Below are 18,659 nucleotides of genomic sequence, written 5' to 3' on the forward strand. Positions count from 1 at the left end.
CACCGTCATGGGCCGGGGCGGAACACGAAGTGGACGTCGGTCAGTTGCTCTGACAGCTGCCACAGACGGCGGCCGGTGTCGGCGTCGGCCGCCGCGGGGGACAGCCGGACGGTCGTGGGCCGGCCGCGTAGCTCGGCGAGGCCGTCCGGGCCGATGAACTGTCCGCCCGCCACGTCCGGTGCGGTCGCCGCGTACAGCTGGGGCAGGGCTCCCTGGTCCGGGGACTGGGCGAGTGGGGCGAGGACGCGGCCGAAGAGGAGCTTGGTCAGGCCGCTCGGGGAGCTCGTCTGCAGGTTGGTGGCCGTGTACCCGGGGTGGGCGAGGACGCTGAGCACCGGGCTTCCGGCTTCGGTCAGCCGACGGTGGAGTTCCCGACCGAAGACGGCGTTGGCGAACTTCGACTGGTTGTAGAAGGCCATCGGCTTGTAGCCGTGCTCGCCGGTGATGTCGTCGAAGTGGATGCGGCCCTGTCGGTGGTTGGTCGAACTCACCGTGACGACCCGGGGGTCGTGGCCGGCGGTGAGCAGGTCGAGGAGCAGTCCGGTCAGCGCGAAGTGGCCGAGGTGGTTGGCGGCGAACTGCAGCTCGTGGCCCTGGGCGCTGAGTGTCCGAGGCGGTGCCATCACACCTGCGTTGTTCACGAGCACGTCCAGTCGCGCGTGATCCTCACGCAGCCGGTCCGCGAAGGCCCGGACCGAATCGAGATCGGCCAGGTCGAGTCTGCGCACCTCAAGGACGGCGTCCGGCTGACGGGCGGTTATCTCCACGACCGCCCGGCGTCCCTTCTCCTCGTCTCGCACGGCGAGGATCACGTGCCCACGCCGACGGGCGAGCATCCGGGTCGTCGCCAGACCGAGCCCGCTGTTGGCTCCGGTGACGACGAACACCCGCTTGTTCTGGTCCGGTATCCGCTCCACAGTCCATCGCATGTGGCACAGATTGCCTCTGGTGGCACTTGGTGTCAAGGTGCCCCTCAGTGTCATGCGAGGCATTGGGTTACCATCGGTCGGTGACATCACGCCCTGAAATCAGCCTGGCCGAGCGCAAGCGCCGGCTCGTCTCGGACGAGCTGACCGAGGCGGCCCTGCAACTGCTGGCGGTCAAGGGATTCGACCTGGTGACGGTCGACGAGATCGTCGCCGCCGCCGGTGTGTCCAAGAGGACGTTCTTCCGGTACTTCGCGTCGAAGGAGGACGTGGTCGTCCAGTTCCTCGCGGACATGGGCACCGGGATCCGCGCGGAACTGGCCGCCCGCCCCGTCGAGGAACCGCCCTCCGAGGCCCTGAGGCATGCCATCTCGATCCCCGTCGCCGCCTGCGGTGACCACTCGGACCGGGCGCTGCGCGTGGTTCGGCTGATCCTGGGCACGCCGGCCCTCCATGCCCGCTTCCTTGAGCGTCAGGCGCAGTGGCGCGACGAGCTCGCACAGGAGTTGACGACCCGCATGGGCTCCGGCGTCGACCTGTATCCACGCCTGGCCGCCGGAATGGCCCTGACGGCCTTTGATGCCGTCTTGCACCGCTGGAGCGACAGCGGCGGCGCCGAGGACCCCGCCGAGCTGACCGACCGGGCCTTCGCCGTCATCGCTCCCGCGTTGGACCCGCCGCAGGCGGCCGTCGGACGCTGATCGATGGGCGGCGCGTAGGGATGTGACGCGGGGTGGTCGGCCGCCTGTCCGGCGTGCCCGCGGCCTGAGCCCTCACCCCGTCGGCCCGTCACCCCGTCACACCCTCAGCACCTCGACCCCCGCCCCCGCGAACTCCTCCGCGACCTCCGCCGACAGGCCCGTGTCCGTGACCAGGACGTCCACCGCCGAGGTCGCGCAGATGCGGGCGAACGCCCGTACGCCGAGCTTGCTGGAGTCGGCCGCGATCACCACCCGGCGGGCCCGTTCGCACAGCAGGCGGTTGATCGACGCCTCGTCCTCGTGGCGGGTGGCCGCGCCGTCAGCCGGGTCGAAGCCGTCCACGCCGACCACCGCGGTGTCCACCGCCAGTTGGCCCAGTACCTGTTCGGCGAGGGGGCCGGTGAGCTCGTACGACTGGGGCCGGGCGACGCCCCCCGTCAGGACGATCTTGAACTGTGGGCGGATCACCAGCTCGCCCGCGATGTTGAGGGCGTTGGTGACCACGGTCAGCGCCGGCGAGCCCGCTGCCAGGTCCGGGCGTCCGGCCAGGGCGCGGGCCACCTCGGTGGTCGTGGTGCCGCCCGTCAGGCCGATCACCTCGCCCGGCGTGATCAGGGCCGCCACCGCCTCGCTGATGCGCTGCTTTTCGGCGGCGCGCCGCGACGTGCGGTAGCGCAGCGGGAGTTCGTACGAGACCCCGTGGAGGACCGCCCCGCCGCGCGTGCGGACCAGGAGCTGCTGCTCGGCGAGCTGGTCGAGGTCGCGGCGGATGGTCGCGGCCGACACGCCGAGGGCCTCCGCGGCCGGCTCCACCTCCAGCTCGCCCCGCTCCACGAGCAGGTCCAGCAGCGTCTGCCAGCGCTCCTTGCGGGTCATCCGCCGCCCCCTTGGGTGTTCCGTCGCCTTCCGGCATGTTCTCCGTTGGCCTACACGCCGACATTAACTCAGGCGATCAACCCCCATGATGCTTGAAGTTGCGTGAAACACCCCGCTACCTTGCAAGAACACGCACCCATCGGCGCTAGGGAGCCCCATGAGCCACGTCGCGTACGAGTTGAGCACGCAGCCCGAATGCTGGGAACGGGCCGCCGAACTGGCCCCGGCGCGGCGGGCGGTGCTGCCGCGGCCCGCCGACCGTATCGCGATCGTCGGGTGCGGGACCTCGTACTACATGGCCCAGGCTGCCGCCGTGCTGCGCGAGGAGGCCGGGCAGGGGGAGACCGACGCGTTCCCCGCCTCGGAGTTCCCGCGCCACCGCCGCTACGACCGGGTCCTCGCCCTGACCCGCTCGGGCACCACCACCGAGGTGCTGGACCTGCTGGCCGGACTGCGGGAGGCGGGCGTGCCCACGACCGCCGTCATCGGGGATCCGGTGACCCCGGTGATCACCCTCGCCGACGAGGTCGTCGTCCTCGACTTCGCCGACGAGCAGTCCGTCGTGCAGACCCGCTTCGCGACCACCGCCCTCACCCTCTTGCGCGCCCACCTCGGCCTGCACACCGCCTCCGTCGTCGCCGACGCCCGCACCGCCCTCGCCGAGCCGCTCCCCGCCGAGCTGGAGAGCCGGGGGCAGTTCACCTTCCTCGGCCGGGGCTGGAGCGTCGGGCTCGCCAACGAGGCCGCGCTCAAGATGCGCGAGGCCTCGCTGTCCTGGGCCGAGTCCTATCCGGCCATGGAGTACCGCCACGGGCCCATCAGCGTCTCCGGGCCCGGCACCGTCACCTGGTCGCTCGGCGAAGCCCCCGACGGGCTCGCCGAACAGGTACGCGCCACCGGCTCCCAATGGGTGGCGGGGCGGCTCGACCCGCTCGCCGAACTGGTCCGCGTGCACCGCCTCGCCCTCGCCGTCGCCGCGCACCAGCAGCTCGATCCGGACGCGCCGCGACACCTCACCCGCTCGGTGATCCTCACCGCCGGCGAGGAGGCGGTCCGATGAGCCTCGTGCCGGCCGGTCCCCTCGTCCTGGACGCGGCCCGCGCCGGCCGCGCCGTCGCCGCCTTCAACATCATCACCCTGGAGCACGCCGAGGCCGTCGTCGCCGGGGCGGAGGCCGCCGGGCTGCCGGTCATCCTCCAACTGAGCGAGAACGCCGTGAAGTTCCGCGGCGGACGACTGCTCCCCATCTCCCGGGCCGCTGCCGCCTGCGCGGAAGCCGCCACGGTCCCCGTCGGCCTGCACCTCGACCACGTCAAGAGCTCCGAGCTGCTCCGCCAGGCCTGCGACGCGGGCTACAGCTCCGTGATGTACGACGCCGCGCAACTGCCGTACGCCGAGAACCTGGAGGCGACCCGCTCCGCCGCCGACTGGGCGCACACCAACGGGCTGTGGATCGAAGCCGAGTTGGGCGAGGTGGGCGGCAAGAACGGCGCCGCCCCGCCGGACCCGCACGCGCCCGGCGCACGTACGGACCCCGACGAGGCACGGCGGTTCGTGGCCGACTCCGGGGTGGACGCGCTGGCCGTCGCCATCGGCAGCAGTCACGCCATGACCACCCGGACCGCCGCCCTGGACCACGTGCTGCTCGCCCGGCTGGCGAAGACCGTGGACGTACCGCTCGTCCTGCACGGCTCCTCGGGACTGCCGGACACCGAACTCGCGGCCGCCGTCGCGGGCGGCATCCGCAAGGTCAACATCGGCACCGCGCTGAACGTGGCCATGACCGAAGCCATCCGCGCCCATCTGACCCCGGCGGACCCCCGGCCGTACCTGACGGCCGCCCGCACGGCGATGACGGCTACGGCCGCGGCTATGATCAGCGCCCTGAACTGAGCGGTGGCGGGGGGCGATCGTGGACACACGGCGGGGGCGCACGAACAGGCGGAGGTTCCTGCTGATCGCGGGCCTCCCGCTGCTGGCGGTGGGCGGCGGCATGACGTACCTCCTGTGGCCGGAGCCGTACCGCAACCCGGTCCGCACCGACCTGGAGCCGCTGAACGAGCGGTTCAAGCCCTACCTGGGCGAGCTGAGCGAGGCGCACTGGCAGGGCTACGACATCGACGAGGCCACCCAGGGCAGCCGCACCATCCCGGGCCCGGACTCGCGGATCCGGCTGGTCGGCATCGCCCACCTGCCGCCGGGAGGCGCGGCCGCGGTCGTGCGCGCCCCCGGCCGTACCTTCGCGCCCGCCGAGCCGCCCGCGTTGCCCGGCCCGCTGAAGAAGCACCTGCCAGCCGTGGCGGCCTGGCAGCACAGCCCGGAGTTCGACGCCTACATGAACGGCAAGAGCTCGGACGCGTCGGGCGCGTCGGGCGCGTTCCACTTCGAAGTGGAGCGTGACCTCGTCCACTTCGACGTGCTCTACCTCTTCTCCTGACAGCCGGACATCCCACTCAGCGGGAGGACGCCCGCGGCGCCGTTGAAGGTGCGCGGCGGACGGTGTTTCGTCGTACGGCAGACGTGCCGAGCCGTACGACGGAAGGGCCCACCGCAGATGCCGCAGCCCCATCTCCCCGCCCGTTTCGGGGTGTTCCTCGCCCCCTACCACCGGCCCGACCGCGACCCGGCGCTCCAGCTGCGCCGCGACCTCGATCTCGTCGGCGCACTCGACCGGCTCGGGTACGAGGAGGTGTGGGTGGGGGAGCACCACTCCGCCGGCTACGAGATCATCGCCTCGCCCGAGCTGTTCCTCGCGGCGGCGGCCGAGCGGACCGGTCGGATCATGCTCGGCACCGGCGTCAATTCCCTCCCGTACCACCAGCCGCTGATCCTCGCCGACCGGATCTGCCAGCTCGACCATCAGTCGCGAGGCCGGGCCATGTTGGGCGTCGGACCGGGCCAACTGCCTTCCGACGCCTTCATGATGGGCGTCGATCCCCTGCGCTCGCGGGAGATGATGGCGGATTCGCTGGACGCCGTCATACGGCTGTTGCGCGGGGAGACCGTGACGGCCGCCACCGACTGGTTCGCCCTGGAGGAGGCCAGGCTCCAGCTCGGCCCCTACCGGGGTCGGGAGTTGGACGTGGCCGTCGCCTCGGCGGTGTCGCCCACCGGGGCCGTACTGGCCGGGCGGCACGGAGTCGGCATGCTCTCGCTCGCCGCCTCCGACCCGGCGGGTCACGCCGCGCTCGACGCCAACTGGGCCGCACACGAGCGGGCCTGCGCCGAAGCGGGCCGAGACCCCGACCGCGACGCCTGGCGGCTGGTCACCCCGGTGCACCTCGCCGAAACCCGGGAACAGGCCCTGCGCGAGGCGGAGTTCGGGACCACCGATCTCGTGACGTACATCGAGACGCTCGGCGGGACCCGGCTGGAAGGCTGCGGCACGGCGGCCGGCGCCGTCGAACGCTGGGTCACGGACGGGCTGCCCACCTTCGGCCGGGCCGTCATCGGCACCGCCGAGGACGCGGTCGAACGCATCGGACAACTGGCGGACAAGACCGGTGGCTTCGGCACCTTCCTGATCCTCCAGCTCGACATCGCCGAGCCGGCCGCCGCCCTGCGCAGCCTCGAACTCTTCGCCGAACGCGTCGTACCGCGGCTCACCGGAGCGGCCGAGGCCCGCCGCGCGAGCCTCGACTGGGTCGGACGCAACAGCGAGCGGTTCGTCGGGGCCGTGCGCCGCTCCACCATGGAAGCCATCGCCCGCAAGGGGGAGGTCCGTTGAGGGCGGCGGTGCTGGAGGGCGGACGGTTCCGGGTCCGGGAGTACGCGGACCCCCTACCCGGCCCCGGGCAGGCCCTCGTGGAGACGGCGGCCTGCGGGATCTGCGGCTCCGACCTCAGCGCGGTCGCCCACACCGAGGACTTCCTGCGGGCCTCCCGGGACAGCGGCACCACCAGCTTCCTCTTCGACCCGGACCGGCCGCTGGTCATGGGCCACGAGTTCTCCGGCCGGGTGTTGGCCTACGGGGCCGGCGCGAGCGGACCCGAACCCGGGACCGGGGTGGTCGGCCTGCCCTGGGCGGTCGACACCGGGGGAGTGGTGCGCACCGTCGGCTACAGCAACGCCTTCCCCGGCGGATTCGGCGAGCGGATCGTCGTACAGGCGCAGGCGCTGCTGCCCGTACCGGACTCCCTCGACCTGGCGTCGGCCGCGCTGACCGAGCCGCTCGCCGTCGGCTTCGGGAACATCGCCCGCAGCGCCGCCGGGGAGGGCACCCCGGCCGTGGTCATCGGCTGCGGTCCCGTGGGGCTGGGCGCCATCGCGGCCCTGCTGGAGCGCGGCGCCGGACCGGTGGTGGCCTCCGACCCCTCGGCGCTGCGGCGTGCGGCGGCGGCCCGGCTGGGCGCGCACGCGGTGGTGGACCCGGCGGACGGTGAGCACCCGGTGGACCCGGTGGCCCGCTGCGTCGAGCTCGCCGGGGCCGGTGCGCGTGCCATGGTGGTCGTCAACTGCGTGGGCGTCCCCGGCGTGCTGGGCGCGCTGCTGCACAGCGTCCCGCGCGGCACCGAGATCCTCCAGATCGGCGGGGTGATGACCGAGGACGTGATCCGTCCCGTGGTCGGCATCTACAAGGACGTGACCATCAGGATGTGCCTCACCTACCCGCCCCAGGAGTTCGGCGCGACCCTGACCCGGCTCGCCGACGGGCGCATCGACCCGGCCGTCCTGGTCACCGGGGAGGCCGGCTTCGGCGGCCTCGACGCGGCCTTCGCCTCGCTGCGCCGCCCGGAGGAACACATCAAGGTGCTGATCAGGCCCGGCCTGGCCGGAGAGGGAGTCACACCCGTGTGATCAGCGCGGTGCGAGCCGGGCCTGGTGGCACTGGATCCCGTGCCACTCGGCCCGGTCCGGGCGCGCGCCCCGGGCGAGCGTCCGGGTGCCTTCGGCGACCGCCAGGGTGTGCTCGGTGGACAGGCAGAAGGCGACGAACCAGGTGGTCCGGGCGGGCTCGACGGTCTCCTCGTAGTACCAGTCGGCGGTCACGCCGCTGCCCCTGGAAGGGTCGGACAGGAAGGGACGCTGTACGAAGTCCTGTACGGGGAGCGGGAAATGGCCCAGCACCCCCTGCGCCGCCGCCCCCAGGTCGATCCGCAGCACCGGAGCCCCCGGCGCACCCGGCGCGGCGGCCCGCCCGTCGGGCGAGGGCTTCCCGTCGAAGGCCCGGCTGCGCAGCGAGCCCGGCTCCACCCGGACCCGCCGCCCCCGGAACTCCGGTGCTCCGTCACGGGGTTCCTGCGTGACCCGGCACAGCCCACGGTCACCGACCACCAGCGCTGAGGGCCGCCCGTCGGCATCAGGCCCGGCCCACCAGGTCAGGGTCCGGCCCGCCTTCTCCAGCAGCCGGGCCGTGACGTCCCCCGGCAAGCTCTCCCAGTACTCGGCGCGGGCGGGGATCCCGATGTCGACGGGGAGGGCCCCCGGCTCGTGGATCTGCGTCACCGCCGACTCGAGCTCGGAGCCCCCGGCGCCCCCGGCGAGCTCGCGGCGCCGTGCCTCGTGGTCCATGTACGCCCCCCGGATCCTCCGCCTTCCGCGGCCCGGAAGTCCGGGCCGCCAGAAGGCCATTGTGCGGCAGGCCGCCCGGGCGGCAGAGGCGTACCTCAGATCCCGATGGCCCCGTCTATCCGCTCGCGGAGCAGGTCGGCGTGGCCGTTGTGCCGGGCGTACTCCTCGACCATGTGGATCAGGACCCAACGCAAGGACACCTTGCCCCGCCAGGCGTCGTCACCCTCGACTTCGAGGTCGGGTGCCTCGGCCACGAAGCGTTCGGCGAAGGCCACTTCGTCGCGCCACGCCTCCCAGGCCGCCGCCACGGCCGCCGGGTCGGCGACGGCTCCGTCGAAGGCCCCGTCGGGATCGTCCGCCGAGGAGAAGAGGGGCGAGGCGTCGTCCTGACCCGCCAGGACCAGGCGGAACCAGCGCCGCTCCACATCGGCCAGGTGCCGCACCAACCCGAGCAGGGACAGCGTGGACGGCTCCACCGACCGCCGCGCCAACTCCTCCACCAGGCCCGCGCACTTCAGTTCCAGGGTCGCTCGATGGTCCGCCAGGAAGGCGACCAGCATGCGCCGTTCGTCACCGGTCGCGGGTCCGCTGAAGCGGCCCTCCAGCTCCGGCTCGACGAAGAATTCCGCTCTGCTCCGTGGGGTCGTCATGGTCGAAAGTATGAGCGCCCCCACTGAACCGGGGGCGCGCGGGTCCTTCCGAATCTTTCGGCCCCTTCCGAATTTATGGAACTGGTTCTACTCTGACCGCCGCCGTCACCCAGCGAACCGGCTGGACCGCGAGACTCCCGGAGGGGCCGTGCACCTCGAATACACGCCTGAGCAGCAGCAGTTGCGCACCGAGCTGCGCGCCTACTTCGCCGAGCTGGTCCCCGAGGACGTCTACTCCCGCTACGAGGACCCGGCCGCCCAGAAGCGGTTCTACCGGGAGACCATCCGCCGGCTCGGGGCGGACGGCTGGCTCGGGGTCGGCTGGCCCAAGGAGTACGGCGGCCGCGGCATGACCCCGATGGACCAGTTCATCTTCTTCGACGAGGCCGCGCAGGCCGTCGTACCGCTGCCCCTGATGGCGCTCAACACCGTCGGTCCGACCATCATGCAGTTCGGCACCGACGAGCAGAAGGCGTACTTCCTGCCGAAGATCCTCGCGGGCGAGATCGACTTCGCCATCGGCTACAGCGAGCCCGACGCCGGCACCGACCTCGCCGCGCTCAAGTGCAAGGCCGTCCGCGAGGGCGACGAGGAGACCGGCACCTACGTGGTCAACGGCCAGAAGATCTGGACCACCAACGGCGACACCGCCGACTGGGTCTGGCTCGCCGTCCGCACCGACCCGGAAGCGCCCGCGCACAAGGGCATCACCATGCTCCTCGTACCGACCTCGGACCCCGGCTACTCCTGCACCCTCATCAACACGCTCGCCTCGCACGACACCACCGCCAGCCACTACGAGAACATCCGCGTCCCGGCGTCCCGCCGCGTGGGGCAGGAGAACAAGGGCTGGCGGCTGATCACCAACCAGCTCAACCACGAGCGCGTCACCCTCGCCGCCCACGGCACCATGGCCATCCGCGCCCTCCACGACGTCCAACGCTGGGCCGCCGAGACCAAACTCGCCGACGGCCGCCGCGTCATCGACCTCTCCTGGGTCCGCGGCCGCCTGGCCCGCACCCATGCCCGGCTCGACGCGATGAAGCTGCTCAACTGGCAGATGGTGAACGCCGTCCAGGAGGGCACCCTCACCCCCCAGGACGCCTCCGCCGTCAAGGTGTACGGCTCCGAGGCGCGCAGGGACGCCTACGCCTGGCTGATGGAGGTCGTCGGCGCGGCCGGCTCCCTCAAGGACGGCTCGGCCGGCGCGGTCCTGCACGGCGAACTCGAACGCGGCTACCGCAGCGCCGTGATCTTCACCTTCGGCGGAGGCAACAACGAGATCCAGCGCGAGATCATCTCCTGGATCGGCCTGGGCATGCCCCGCGTACGCCGTTAGGGCGGTGTGACGAGGATCTTTAGTTGGCACTTGGGCCTCATGGTTGTCACCTGGATCCGTGGAGGCTCGGCAGGTTCCGCCCGGGTGGGACCTGCCGGGTTGGGGCTCGTGCGTGACGTGTCGCTGTGAAGCGCGGCAGCGCTCCGCTCGGTCAGGCGAGGGTGGGTGTGACCCTCGGCGGATCGCAGCTCGGCGGGCAGGCCAAGTCGGCCGACGACCGTCGGTCTCCAGACGTCAAGGGCATTCGTCGTGTGGGCCCGTGGCCTGCGTCAGGGGTCCTCAATCCTTCCAGGCCGCCCGCCCCTGGCGGCGCCAAATCTGAAAGTGTCGGAACGCCCGAGGATCGGTCTCTCTGCGCGGCGTTGCGGTTTCGGCGCCACGGACGCCAAGGGGGATCACGCTGTGCGCAGTGCCCAGTCCGGTGCCCGGCGACGTGCACCCAGGCTCGACTCCTGCGCGAGTAGCTGGGGCACCACGGCGGCATGTGGCGTGGCACCTGCGCGACTTGTGCAGATGTCAGCTAGCCGCCAGATGCGACCTCCCCATTCGCGGGCGAGGTGGCGGGTCCTCGCTGTGGGATCGTCCGGGAACTCGGCGGCGTACCGACCCGCTTCCTCGTCGGACACCCTGGGCGGCCTGTATCTTCCGCACGTTCCCCAGGCGTGGCGCCGGGTCACGTCGTGGCGTCGGCCGAGAGCTCGGCGGTGACCGGAAGGGCGCCTCTGGCGATGGGCAGCGTGAGGACCATCGTCAGGCCGCCGCCGGGGGTGTCTTCGGCGGTCAGGGTGCCGTCCATGGCCTCCAGGAAGCCCCTGGCGACTGCCAGCCCGAGCCCCACCCCGGCACCCGCGGGGGCGTCTCCGTACCGCTGGAAGGGCTCGAATATCCGGTCCTTGGCCTCGTCGGGGACACCCGGTCCACGGTCGACGACGCGAAGTTCGAGACGGTCGGCGAGGGCGCTGGCGGAGACGAGGACGGTCTCTCCGGCCGGGCTGTACTTGACCGCGTTCTCGACGATGTTGGCGACGGACCGTTCCAGGAGGCCTCGGTCGACGGCGACCATCGGCAGGGTCTCGGGAATGTCGAGTTCGACGCTGGCGTCGGGGACTCCGGCCAGGGCCATCGGGACGACCTCGTCGAGATCGGTCACGCGGATGATCGGGACGACGGTGCCCGTCTGGAGGCGGGACATGTCGAGCAGGTTGCCGATCAGGTGGTCGAGGCGGTCGGCGCCGTCCTCGATGCCCTCCAAGAGTTCGGCCTGGTCCTCGTCGGACCATTCCACGTCAGTGGAACGCAGGGAGGTGACGGAGGCCTTGATGCCGGCGAGCGGTGTGCGCAGGTCATGACTGACGGCGGCCAGCAGCGCGTTCCGGATCTGATTGCCTTCGATCAGGCGGCGCGCCTCCTCGGCCTCGTCGACGAGGCGCTGCCGGTCGAGTACGACGGCTGCCTGGGCGGCGAAGGCGCCGAGGACGCGGCGGTCCTCGGCGGGCAGGACCCGGCCGGTCAGGGCCAGGGACATGTTCTCACCGATGGGCATGTCCACGTCGGCGTCCTCGGGACGGGTGACCGGGTTCCGGCCCGTGCTGCCCGCCGAGGTCCACGGCTCGACGTCGGTACCGCGTTCCAGCAGTGCGACGGAATCCATGGCGAAGGTCTCGCGCACCCGCTCCAGCAGGGCGTCGAGGGCGGTTTCGCCGCGCAGGATGCTGCCGGCGAGGAAGGAGAGGATCTCGGACTCGGCGCGCAGCCGGGCGGCCTGGTGGGTGCGCCGGGCGGCCAGGTCGACCACCGAGGCCACCGATACGGCGACGCCGACGAAGATCGCGATGGCGACGATGTTCTTGGGGTCGGCGATGGTGAGCTTGTGGACCGGCGGGGTGAAGTAGTAGTTCAGCAGCAGTGACCCGAAGGCTGCCGAGGCCAGAGCGGGGAGCAGCCCGCCGAGGAGTGCTGCCGCCACGGTGAAGGTGAGGAAGAGCAGCATGTCGTTGGCCAGGCCGAGTTCGGGTACGACCTGGCTCAGCAGCACGGTGAGCAGGGCGGGTCCGGCGATGCCGGTGAGCCAGCCCCAGATGAGGCGGGGCCGGCCGAGGCGTGCGCCCCGGGCGACGGGAAGGCCGCGGCCCTTGGCGGCCTCGTCGTGGGTGACGATGTGGACGTCGAGGTCGGGTCCGGATTCGCGGGCGACGGTGGCGCTGACACCGGGGCTGAAGACGGACTGCCAGGAGCGGCGGCGGCTGACGCCGAGGACGATCTGGGTGGCGTTGACGCCGCGGGCGAACTCCAACAGTGCGTCGGGGATGTTGTCGCCTATGACGTGGTGGAAGGTGCCGCCGAGGTCCTCGACCAGGGTGCGCTGGACGGCGAGTTCCTTGGGTGACGCGGCGGTCAGTCCGTCGCTGCGGGCGATGTAGACGGCGAGGACCTCGCCGCCCGAGCCCTTTTCGGCGAGCCGGGCGGCCCGGCGGATGAGGGTGCGGCCCTCCGGTCCACCGGTGATGCCTACGACGATGCGCTCGCGGGCTTGCCAGGTGGTGCGGATGTTGTGCTCGCCGCGATACTCCCGAAGGTACTCGTCGACGCGGTCGGCGACCCAGAGCAGCGCGAGTTCGCGCAGCGCGGTGAGGTTGCCGGGCCGGAAGTAGTTCGAGAGCGCGGCGTCGACCTTGTCCGGCTTGTAGATGTTTCCGTGCGCCATGCGTCGGCGCAGGGCCTGGGGCGACATGTCGACGAGCTCGATCTGGTCGGCGCGCCGCACGACTTCGTCGGGCACGGTCTCCCGCTGCCGAACGCCCGTGATCGTTTCGACGACGTCGCCGAGGGATTCCAGGTGCTGGATGTTGACGGTCGAGACGACGTCGATGCCGGCCTGGAGCAGTTCCTCGACGTCCTGCCAGCGCTTGGCGTTGCGCGAGCCGGGCACGTTGGTGTGGGCGAGTTCGTCCACGAGCGCGACGGCCGGACGGCGGGCCCGGATCGCGTCCACGTCCATCTCGGTGAACGTGGAGCCCCGGTACTCCAGCTCCCGCCGTGAGATCTGTTCCAGACCGTGCAGCATCACCTCCGTGCGCGGCCGGTTGTGGTGCTCCACGAAGGCGACGACGACGTCAGTGCCGCGTTCCACCCGGCGGTGGCCCTCCGAGAGCATCGCGTACGTCTTGCCGACGCCGGGGGCCGAGCCCAGGTAGATACGAAACTTGCCGCGTCCCATTTTTCTCGTCATCCCTCGAAGCGGTAGCCCATACCGGGCTCGGTGATCAGATACCTCGGGTGCGAGGGGTCCGCTTCCAGTTTGCGGCGTAGCTGGGCCATGTAGACCCGCAGGTAGTTGGTGTGCTCGGCGTACGTAGGTCCCCAGACGTCCAGCAGCAGCTTTCGCTGACTGATCAGTCGGCCGGGATTGGTGATGAGGATCTCCAGCAGGTGCCACTCGGTAGGGGTCAGCCGCACCGTGCGGTCGCCGCGGCTGACCTTCTTCGCGATCAGGTCCACGGTGAACTCGTCGGTCGAGACCATGGAGATCTCTTGGGCGGGTGCCGGAATCTCCACTCGGCGGACGGCAGCCCGCAGCCGGGCGAGGAGCTCGTCCATGCTGAACGGTTTGGTCACGTAGTCGTCGGCCCCCGCGTCCAGGGCCCGGATCTTCTCCTCGGACGTATGGCGGGCGGAGAGCACCAGGATCGGCACGCCACTCGTCCTGCGCACCTCTTTGATCACGTCGATGCCGTCGATGTCCGGCAGGCCGAGATCCAGCACGATGACGTCCGGCTTGCGGGCGGCTGCCAGCCTCAGGGCGTTGTTTCCGTCGGAAGCCGTCGCCACTTCGAACTTCCGTGCCTCCAGGTTGATCCTGAGCGCGCGGACGAGCTGGGCGTCGTCTTCCACCACCAGCACCTTGACCATCGGTGTGGGGCCTTCCTCTTTCGGTGGATACGGGTCGGAGCCGGCAGGGCGCTGAGGCCCTCCCAGCGGTGGCTGGGGGAGCTTCGCGTCCCACCGGCTCCAGACCCTTGATGTGCGGAACGTCAGCTCTTGGTCAGTGCCTTGAGCGCGGTGTTGAGTTCGAGGACGTTGACGCGGGGTTCGCCCATGAAGCCGAGGGTCCGGCCGGTGGTGTGGTCGGCGACGAGCTTCTCGACCTGCCTGACGTCGAGCTCGTTCTGCTCGGCCACCCGGTGGACCTGGAGCTTGGCGTACTCCGGGGAGATGTCCGGGTCCAGGCCGGAGCCGGAGGACGTGACGGCGTCGGCCGGGACGTCCTCCGGCTTGACCTTGTAGTCGGCCGTGGAGTTGTCGGCGATGACGGCGTCCTTGGCGGCGACGACCTGGGCGCAGAGGGTGCCTTCCTCCGCCTTGTCGGTGCACTTGCCGTTGATGGCGCCGTTGTCGGCGGAGCGGTTGGTGGCGCCCGAGAGGATCAGCGAGTACTGCGTGTTGACGCTGTTGGTGCCGAGGCCGTTGGAGGGGCGGGGCTGGAACCACTTGAGGTCCGGCTTGGCCGCCTCTTCGGCGTCGTCAGGGTTCTGCTTGGGCAGGTTGTAGGTCTGCCCGATGAGCGAGGAGCCGACGACGCTTCCGCTCTTGTCCTTGATCTCGGAGCCGTTGGCCTTGTCGTTGAACAGGGCCTGGGCGATCCCGGTGACGGCGAGGGGGTAGATGACCCCGCAGATCACGGTCAGGACGAGCAGGGCGCGCAGGCCCGCCCCGATCAACCGTGCTGTGTTGCCTACAGAGTTGTTCATGTCGTCTCAGCCGATTCCGGGGATGAGGGTGATGAGGAGGTCGATGATCTTGATGCCGATGAACGGGGCGATCAGGCCGCCCAGTCCGTAGATCCCGATGTTGCGGCGGAGCATCTTGTCGGCGCTGGTCGGCTTGTACTGCACGCCCTTGAGGGCGAGCGGGACGAGCGCGATGATGATCAGCGCGTTGAAGATGACGGCCGAGAGGATCGCCGACTCGGGGGAGCGCAGGCCCATGATGTTGATCTTGTCCAGGCCCGGGTAGACCACGGCGAACATGGCCGGGATGATCGCGAAGTACTTCGCGACGTCGTTGGCGATGGAGAAGGTGGTCAGCGCGCCCCGGGTGATGAGGAGCTGCTTGCCGATCTCGACGATCTCGATGAGCTTGGTGGGGTTGGAGTCCAGGTCCACCATGTTCCCGGCCTCCTTGGCGGCCGAGGTGCCGGTGTTCATGGCCACGCCGACGTCGGCCTGCGCGAGCGCGGGGGCGTCGTTGGTACCGTCGCCGGTCATGGCGACGAGCTTGCCGCCGGCCTGCTCGCGCTTGATGAGGGCCATCTTGTCCTCGGGGGTGGCCTCGGCGAGGAAGTCGTCGACACCCGCCTCCTCGGCGATGGCCCTCGCGGTCAGCGGGTTGTCGCCCGTGATCATGACGGTCTTGATGCCCATGCGGCGCAGCTCGTCGAAGCGTTCGCGCATGCCCTCCTTGACGACGTCCTTGAGGTGGATGACACCCAGGACGCGAGCACCCTTCTCGTCCTCGACCGCCACCAGCAGGGGAGTGCCGCCCGCCTCGGAAATCCGGTTGGCGAGGAGGTCCGCGTCGTCGGCGACTTCGCCGCCCTGCTCCTTGACCCAGGTGATGACGGATCCGGCCGCGCCCTTGCGGGTCTTCTTGCCGTCTACGTCCACACCCGACATGCGGGTCTGGGCGGTGAAGGCGATCCACTCGGCGTGCTCCAGCTCGCCCTGGTGGCGCTCGCGCAGCCCGTACTTCTCCTTCGCCAGGACGACGATGGAACGGCCTTCGGGAGTCTCGTCGGCGAGGGACGACAGCTGGGCGGCGTCGGCCAGCTCGGCCTCGGTGGTGCCCTTGACCGGTACGAACTCGGAGGCCTGGCGGTTGCCGAGGGTGATGGTGCCGGTCTTGTCGAGCAGCAGCGTCGAGACGTCGCCGGCGGCTTCGACGGCCCGGCCCGACATGGCCAGGACGTTGCGCTGGACGAGGCGGTCCATGCCGGCGATGCCGATGGCGGAGAGCAACGCGCCGATGGTGGTCGGGATCAGGCAGACGAGCAGGGCCGTCAGCACGATCATCGACTGCTCGGCGCCCGCGTAGATCGCGAACGGCTGGAGCGTGACCACGGCCAGCAGGAAGACGATCGTGAGGGACGCGAGAAGGATGTTCAGCGCGATCTCGTTCGGCGTCTTCTGCCGGGCCGCGCCCTCGACCAGGGCGATCATGCGGTCGATGAAGGTCTCACCGGGCTTCGTCGTGATCTTGATGACGATCCGGTCGGACAGCACCTTCGTCCCGCCGGTGACGGCACTGCGGTCGCCACCGGACTCGCGGATCACCGGAGCGGACTCGCCGGTGATGGCGGACTCGTCCACCGAGGCAACGCCCTCGACGACGTCCCCGTCGCCGGGGATGGTGTCGCCGGCCTCGCAGACGACCAGGTCACCGATGCGCAGCTCGGTGCCCGGCACCTGCTCCTCGCCGAGGCCGTCCCTGGTCAGGCGGCGTGCGACGGAATCGGTCTTGGCCTTGCGAAGGGTGTCGGCCTGGGCCTTGCCTCGGCCCTCGGCGACGGCCTCGGCGAGGTTGGCGAAGATCGTGGTCAGCCACAGCCAGGCGGTGATCGCCCAGCCGAACCAGTCCGTCGGGTCCTTGATCGCCAGAACGGTCGTGACGGCCGAGCCGATCAGGACGACGAACATGACCGGGGACTTGATCATGACACGGGGGTCAAGCTTGCGGACCGCGTCCGGGAAGGACTTCAGCAGTGCCTTGGGGTCGAACAGACCCCCGCCGACACGTCCGGCAGGCGGCTTGTGGCCGGTGGGCAGGTCCTCGTGCGGAGCACGGGTCGGAGTGGCGGTGCTCATGATGCGAGCCCTTCGGCGAGCGGACCCAGCGCCAGGGCCGGGAAGTAGGTCAGTCCGGTGACGATGAGGATGGTTCCGACGAGAAGGCCCGCGTAGAGCGGCTTGTCGGTGCGCAGGGTGCCCGCCGTCTCGGGGACGGGCTTCTGCTCGGCGAGTGAACCGGCCAGGGCCAGGACGAACACCATCGGCAGGAAGCGGCCCAGCAGCATCGTGATGCCGATCGTGCTGTTGAACCACTGCGTGTCGGCGTTCAGGCCGGCGAAGGCCGAGCCGTTGTTGTTGGCGCCCGAGGTGTAGGCGTAGAGGACCTCGGAGAAGCCGTGCGCGCCCGAGTTCAGCATCGAGTGGGGCGGGGTGGGCAGGGCCATCGCCGCGGCGGTGAAGCACAGCACCAGCGCCGGGGTGATGAGTATGTAGCAGGCGGCGAGCTTGATCTCGCGGGTGCCGATCTTCTTGCCGAGGTATTCGGGGGTGCGGCCGACCATCAGGCCGGCGATGAACACCGCGATGATCGCCATGATCAGCATGCCGTAGAGGCCGGAGCCGGTACCGCCGGGTGCGATCTCGCCGAGCTGCATGCCCAGCAGCTGGATGCCGCCGCCGAGACCGGTGTACGAGGAGTGGAAGGAGTTGACCGCACCCGTGGAGGTCAGCGTGGTGGCGACGGAGAAGATCGCGGAGGCGCCGACGCCGAAGCGGTTCTCCTTGCCCTCCATCGCGCCGCCCGAGACATCGAAGGCCGGGCCGTGGTGGGCGAACTCGGTCCACGTCATCAGCGCCGTGAAGCCGACCCAGATGATGCCCATGGTGGCGAGGATCGCGTAGCCCTGGCGCAGGTTTCCGACCATGCGGCCGAAGGTGCGGGTGAGCGCGAAGGGGATGACGAGGATCAGGAAGATCTCGAAGAGGTTGGAGAAGGGGGTGGGGTTCTCGAACGGGTGGGCGGAGTTGGCGTTGAAGTAGCCGCCGCCGTTGGTGCCCAGTTCCTTGATGACTTCCTGAGAGGCGACCGCGCCGCCGTTCCACTGCTGGGTGCCGCCCATGAACTGGCCGACCTCGTGGATGCCGGCGAAGTTCTGGATGGCGCCGCAGGCGACGAGGACGATCGCGCCGATCACCGAGATGGGCAGCAGGATGCGGACGGTGCCGCGGACCAGGTCGGCCCAGAAGTTGCCGAGCTCGCCGGTGCGGGAGCGGGCGAAGCCCCGTACGAGGGCGACGGCGACGGCCATGCCGACCGCGGCCGACACGAAGTTCTGCACCGCCAGACCACCGGTCTGCACGACGTGGCCCATGGCCTGCTCGCCGTAGTACGACTGCCAGTTCGTGTTGGCCACGAAGGAGGCGGCGGTGTTGAAGGCCTGGTCCGGGTCGATCGCCTGGAAGCCGAGCGAGCCGGGCAGCACGCCCTGGGCGCGCTGCAGGGCGTAGAGGAAGAGGACGCTCACCGCCGAGAAGGCGAGGACGCCGCGCAAGTAGGCGGGCCAGCGCATCTCGGCCGACGGGTTGGCGCCGATGGTCTTGTAGATCCACTTCTCCGGCTTGTAGTGCTTCTCGGAGGAGTAGACCTTGGCCATGTAGTCGCCGAGCGGGCGGTAGGCCAGGGCCAGGGCGGCGATCAGTGCGAGGAGCTGGAGCACACCAGCGATCTGGGGACTCATGTCAGCTCAGAACCTCTCCGGGTACACAAGGGCGAGGACGAGGTAACCGAGCAGGGAGACGGCCACCACGAGACCGACGACGTTTTCGGCGTTCACAGCTTGGTCACCCCCCGGGCGATGAGAGCCACCAGCGCG

General features: G+C 70.6%; 17 protein-coding genes. 7 read left to right on the forward strand and 10 right to left on the reverse strand.

The genetic code is table 11. From position 1 onward, the window contains the following. Positions 1-5 precede the first annotated feature (5 nt). Complete coding sequence (locus ACFV9H_RS26015) at positions 6-929, reverse strand: oxidoreductase (protein WP_385402473.1); 924 nt, start codon at positions 927-929, stop codon at positions 6-8. An 80-nt stretch (positions 930-1,009) separates the two neighbouring features. Between ACFV9H_RS26015 and ACFV9H_RS26020 the strand changes: the two genes are divergently transcribed. Further along, complete coding sequence (locus tag ACFV9H_RS26020; RefSeq protein WP_385402475.1) at positions 1,010-1,627, forward strand: TetR family transcriptional regulator; 618 nt, start codon at positions 1,010-1,012, stop codon at positions 1,625-1,627. 96 nt (positions 1,628-1,723) lie between these two features. On the opposite strand, the gene ACFV9H_RS26025 is transcribed toward ACFV9H_RS26020, so the two are convergent. Continuing rightward, positions 1,724-2,503 carry a DeoR/GlpR family DNA-binding transcription regulator gene (locus ACFV9H_RS26025; RefSeq protein ID WP_385402478.1) on the reverse strand — a complete coding sequence of 260 codons (780 nt, stop codon included), beginning with the start codon at positions 2,501-2,503 and terminating at the stop codon, positions 1,724-1,726. Positions 2,504-2,660: 157 nt separating this feature from the next. Between ACFV9H_RS26025 and ACFV9H_RS26030 the strand changes: the two genes are divergently transcribed. The 5 genes from ACFV9H_RS26030 to ACFV9H_RS26050 all read left to right on the forward strand — a co-directional run bounded on the left by ACFV9H_RS26030 (position 2,661) and on the right by ACFV9H_RS26050 (position 7,300). Continuing rightward, positions 2,661-3,563, forward strand: a complete 903-nt coding sequence (locus ACFV9H_RS26030; protein ID WP_385402481.1) for an SIS domain-containing protein — start codon at positions 2,661-2,663, stop codon at positions 3,561-3,563. Further along, positions 3,560-4,396 carry a ketose-bisphosphate aldolase gene (locus ACFV9H_RS26035; RefSeq protein WP_385402483.1) on the forward strand — a complete coding sequence of 279 codons (837 nt, stop codon included), beginning with the start codon at positions 3,560-3,562 and terminating at the stop codon, positions 4,394-4,396. The genes ACFV9H_RS26030 and ACFV9H_RS26035 overlap by 4 nt, the downstream gene beginning before the upstream one ends. 19 nt (positions 4,397-4,415) lie before the next feature. Continuing rightward, positions 4,416-4,940: a hypothetical protein gene (locus ACFV9H_RS26040; RefSeq protein WP_385402486.1), complete on the forward strand. Its 525-nt coding sequence runs from the start codon at positions 4,416-4,418 to the stop codon at positions 4,938-4,940. A gap of 117 nt (positions 4,941-5,057) precedes the next feature. Then, positions 5,058-6,230 carry an LLM class flavin-dependent oxidoreductase gene (locus ACFV9H_RS26045; RefSeq protein ID WP_385402489.1) on the forward strand — a complete coding sequence of 391 codons (1,173 nt, stop codon included), beginning with the start codon at positions 5,058-5,060 and terminating at the stop codon, positions 6,228-6,230. After that, positions 6,227-7,300 (forward strand): zinc-binding dehydrogenase, encoded by a 1,074-nt coding sequence (locus tag ACFV9H_RS26050; RefSeq protein ID WP_385402492.1) that lies wholly within the window; start codon positions 6,227-6,229, stop codon positions 7,298-7,300. The genes ACFV9H_RS26045 and ACFV9H_RS26050 overlap by 4 nt, the downstream gene beginning before the upstream one ends. Here ACFV9H_RS26050 and ACFV9H_RS26055 read toward each other — a convergent pair whose 3' ends face one another. Both ACFV9H_RS26055 and ACFV9H_RS26060 read right to left on the reverse strand, forming a co-directional pair. Next, on the reverse strand, positions 7,301-8,014 hold the full coding sequence (locus ACFV9H_RS26055) for a hypothetical protein (RefSeq protein WP_385402494.1): 714 nt from the start codon (positions 8,012-8,014) through the stop codon (positions 7,301-7,303). 95 nt (positions 8,015-8,109) lie between these two features. Further along, complete coding sequence (locus tag ACFV9H_RS26060) at positions 8,110-8,664, reverse strand: DinB family protein (protein ID WP_385402497.1); 555 nt, start codon at positions 8,662-8,664, stop codon at positions 8,110-8,112. A 148-nt stretch (positions 8,665-8,812) separates the two neighbouring features. Here ACFV9H_RS26060 and ACFV9H_RS26065 point away from each other — a divergent pair, with 148 nt between their 5' ends. After that, a complete protein-coding gene (locus ACFV9H_RS26065; RefSeq protein WP_385402500.1) occupies positions 8,813-10,003 on the forward strand; it encodes an acyl-CoA dehydrogenase family protein in 1,191 nt (396 codons plus the stop codon). 673 nt (positions 10,004-10,676) lie between these two features. On the opposite strand, the gene ACFV9H_RS26070 is transcribed toward ACFV9H_RS26065, so the two are convergent. The 6 genes from ACFV9H_RS26070 to kdpF all read right to left on the reverse strand — a co-directional run bounded on the left by ACFV9H_RS26070 (position 10,677) and on the right by kdpF (position 18,620). Further along, on the reverse strand, positions 10,677-13,220 hold the full coding sequence (locus tag ACFV9H_RS26070; RefSeq protein WP_385402502.1) for an ATP-binding protein: 2,544 nt from the start codon (positions 13,218-13,220) through the stop codon (positions 10,677-10,679). Between the two features lie 8 nt (positions 13,221-13,228). Further along, on the reverse strand, positions 13,229-13,912 hold the full coding sequence (locus tag ACFV9H_RS26075; protein ID WP_385402504.1) for a response regulator: 684 nt from the start codon (positions 13,910-13,912) through the stop codon (positions 13,229-13,231). Positions 13,913-14,034: 122 nt separating this feature from the next. Continuing rightward, positions 14,035-14,751 carry a potassium-transporting ATPase subunit C gene (locus tag ACFV9H_RS26080; protein WP_385402507.1) on the reverse strand — a complete coding sequence of 239 codons (717 nt, stop codon included), beginning with the start codon at positions 14,749-14,751 and terminating at the stop codon, positions 14,035-14,037. Between the two features lie 6 nt (positions 14,752-14,757). Then, on the reverse strand, positions 14,758-16,863 hold the full coding sequence (gene kdpB / locus ACFV9H_RS26085) for a potassium-transporting ATPase subunit KdpB (protein WP_385402510.1): 2,106 nt from the start codon (positions 16,861-16,863) through the stop codon (positions 14,758-14,760). Then, positions 16,860-18,524: a potassium-transporting ATPase subunit KdpA gene (gene kdpA / locus ACFV9H_RS26090; RefSeq protein WP_385402513.1), complete on the reverse strand. Its 1,665-nt coding sequence runs from the start codon at positions 18,522-18,524 to the stop codon at positions 16,860-16,862. The genes kdpB and kdpA overlap by 4 nt, the downstream gene beginning before the upstream one ends. 6 nt (positions 18,525-18,530) lie before the next feature. Beyond that, on the reverse strand, positions 18,531-18,620 hold the full coding sequence (gene kdpF, locus ACFV9H_RS26095; RefSeq protein ID WP_385402516.1) for a K(+)-transporting ATPase subunit F: 90 nt from the start codon (positions 18,618-18,620) through the stop codon (positions 18,531-18,533). Between the last annotated feature and the right edge of the window lie 39 nt (positions 18,621-18,659).

This window comes from Streptomyces sp. NPDC059874 (assembly GCF_042731135.1).
Classification (GTDB): domain Bacteria; phylum Actinomycetota; class Actinomycetes; order Streptomycetales; family Streptomycetaceae; genus Streptomyces.

Coding starts and splice junctions, on each gene's coding strand:
- ACFV9H_RS26015 (WP_385402473.1), bottom strand. CDS start 929: ATGCGATGGACTGTGGAGCGGATACCGGACCAGAACAAGCGGGTGTTC.
- ACFV9H_RS26025 (WP_385402478.1), bottom strand. CDS start 2,503: ATGACCCGCAAGGAGCGCTGGCAGACGCTGCTGGACCTGCTCGTGGAG.
- ACFV9H_RS26030 (WP_385402481.1), top strand. CDS start 2,661: ATGAGCCACGTCGCGTACGAGTTGAGCACGCAGCCCGAATGCTGGGAA.
- ACFV9H_RS26035 (WP_385402483.1), top strand. CDS start 3,560: ATGAGCCTCGTGCCGGCCGGTCCCCTCGTCCTGGACGCGGCCCGCGCC.
- ACFV9H_RS26045 (WP_385402489.1), top strand. CDS start 5,058: ATGCCGCAGCCCCATCTCCCCGCCCGTTTCGGGGTGTTCCTCGCCCCC.
- ACFV9H_RS26055 (WP_385402494.1), bottom strand. CDS start 8,014: ATGGACCACGAGGCACGGCGCCGCGAGCTCGCCGGGGGCGCCGGGGGC.
- ACFV9H_RS26060 (WP_385402497.1), bottom strand. CDS start 8,664: ATGACGACCCCACGGAGCAGAGCGGAATTCTTCGTCGAGCCGGAGCTG.
- ACFV9H_RS26070 (WP_385402502.1), bottom strand. CDS start 13,220: ATGGGACGCGGCAAGTTTCGTATCTACCTGGGCTCGGCCCCCGGCGTC.
- ACFV9H_RS26075 (WP_385402504.1), bottom strand. CDS start 13,912: ATGGTCAAGGTGCTGGTGGTGGAAGACGACGCCCAGCTCGTCCGCGCG.
- ACFV9H_RS26080 (WP_385402507.1), bottom strand. CDS start 14,751: ATGAACAACTCTGTAGGCAACACAGCACGGTTGATCGGGGCGGGCCTG.
- kdpB (WP_385402510.1), bottom strand. CDS start 16,863: ATGAGCACCGCCACTCCGACCCGTGCTCCGCACGAGGACCTGCCCACC.
- kdpA (WP_385402513.1), bottom strand. CDS start 18,524: ATGAGTCCCCAGATCGCTGGTGTGCTCCAGCTCCTCGCACTGATCGCC.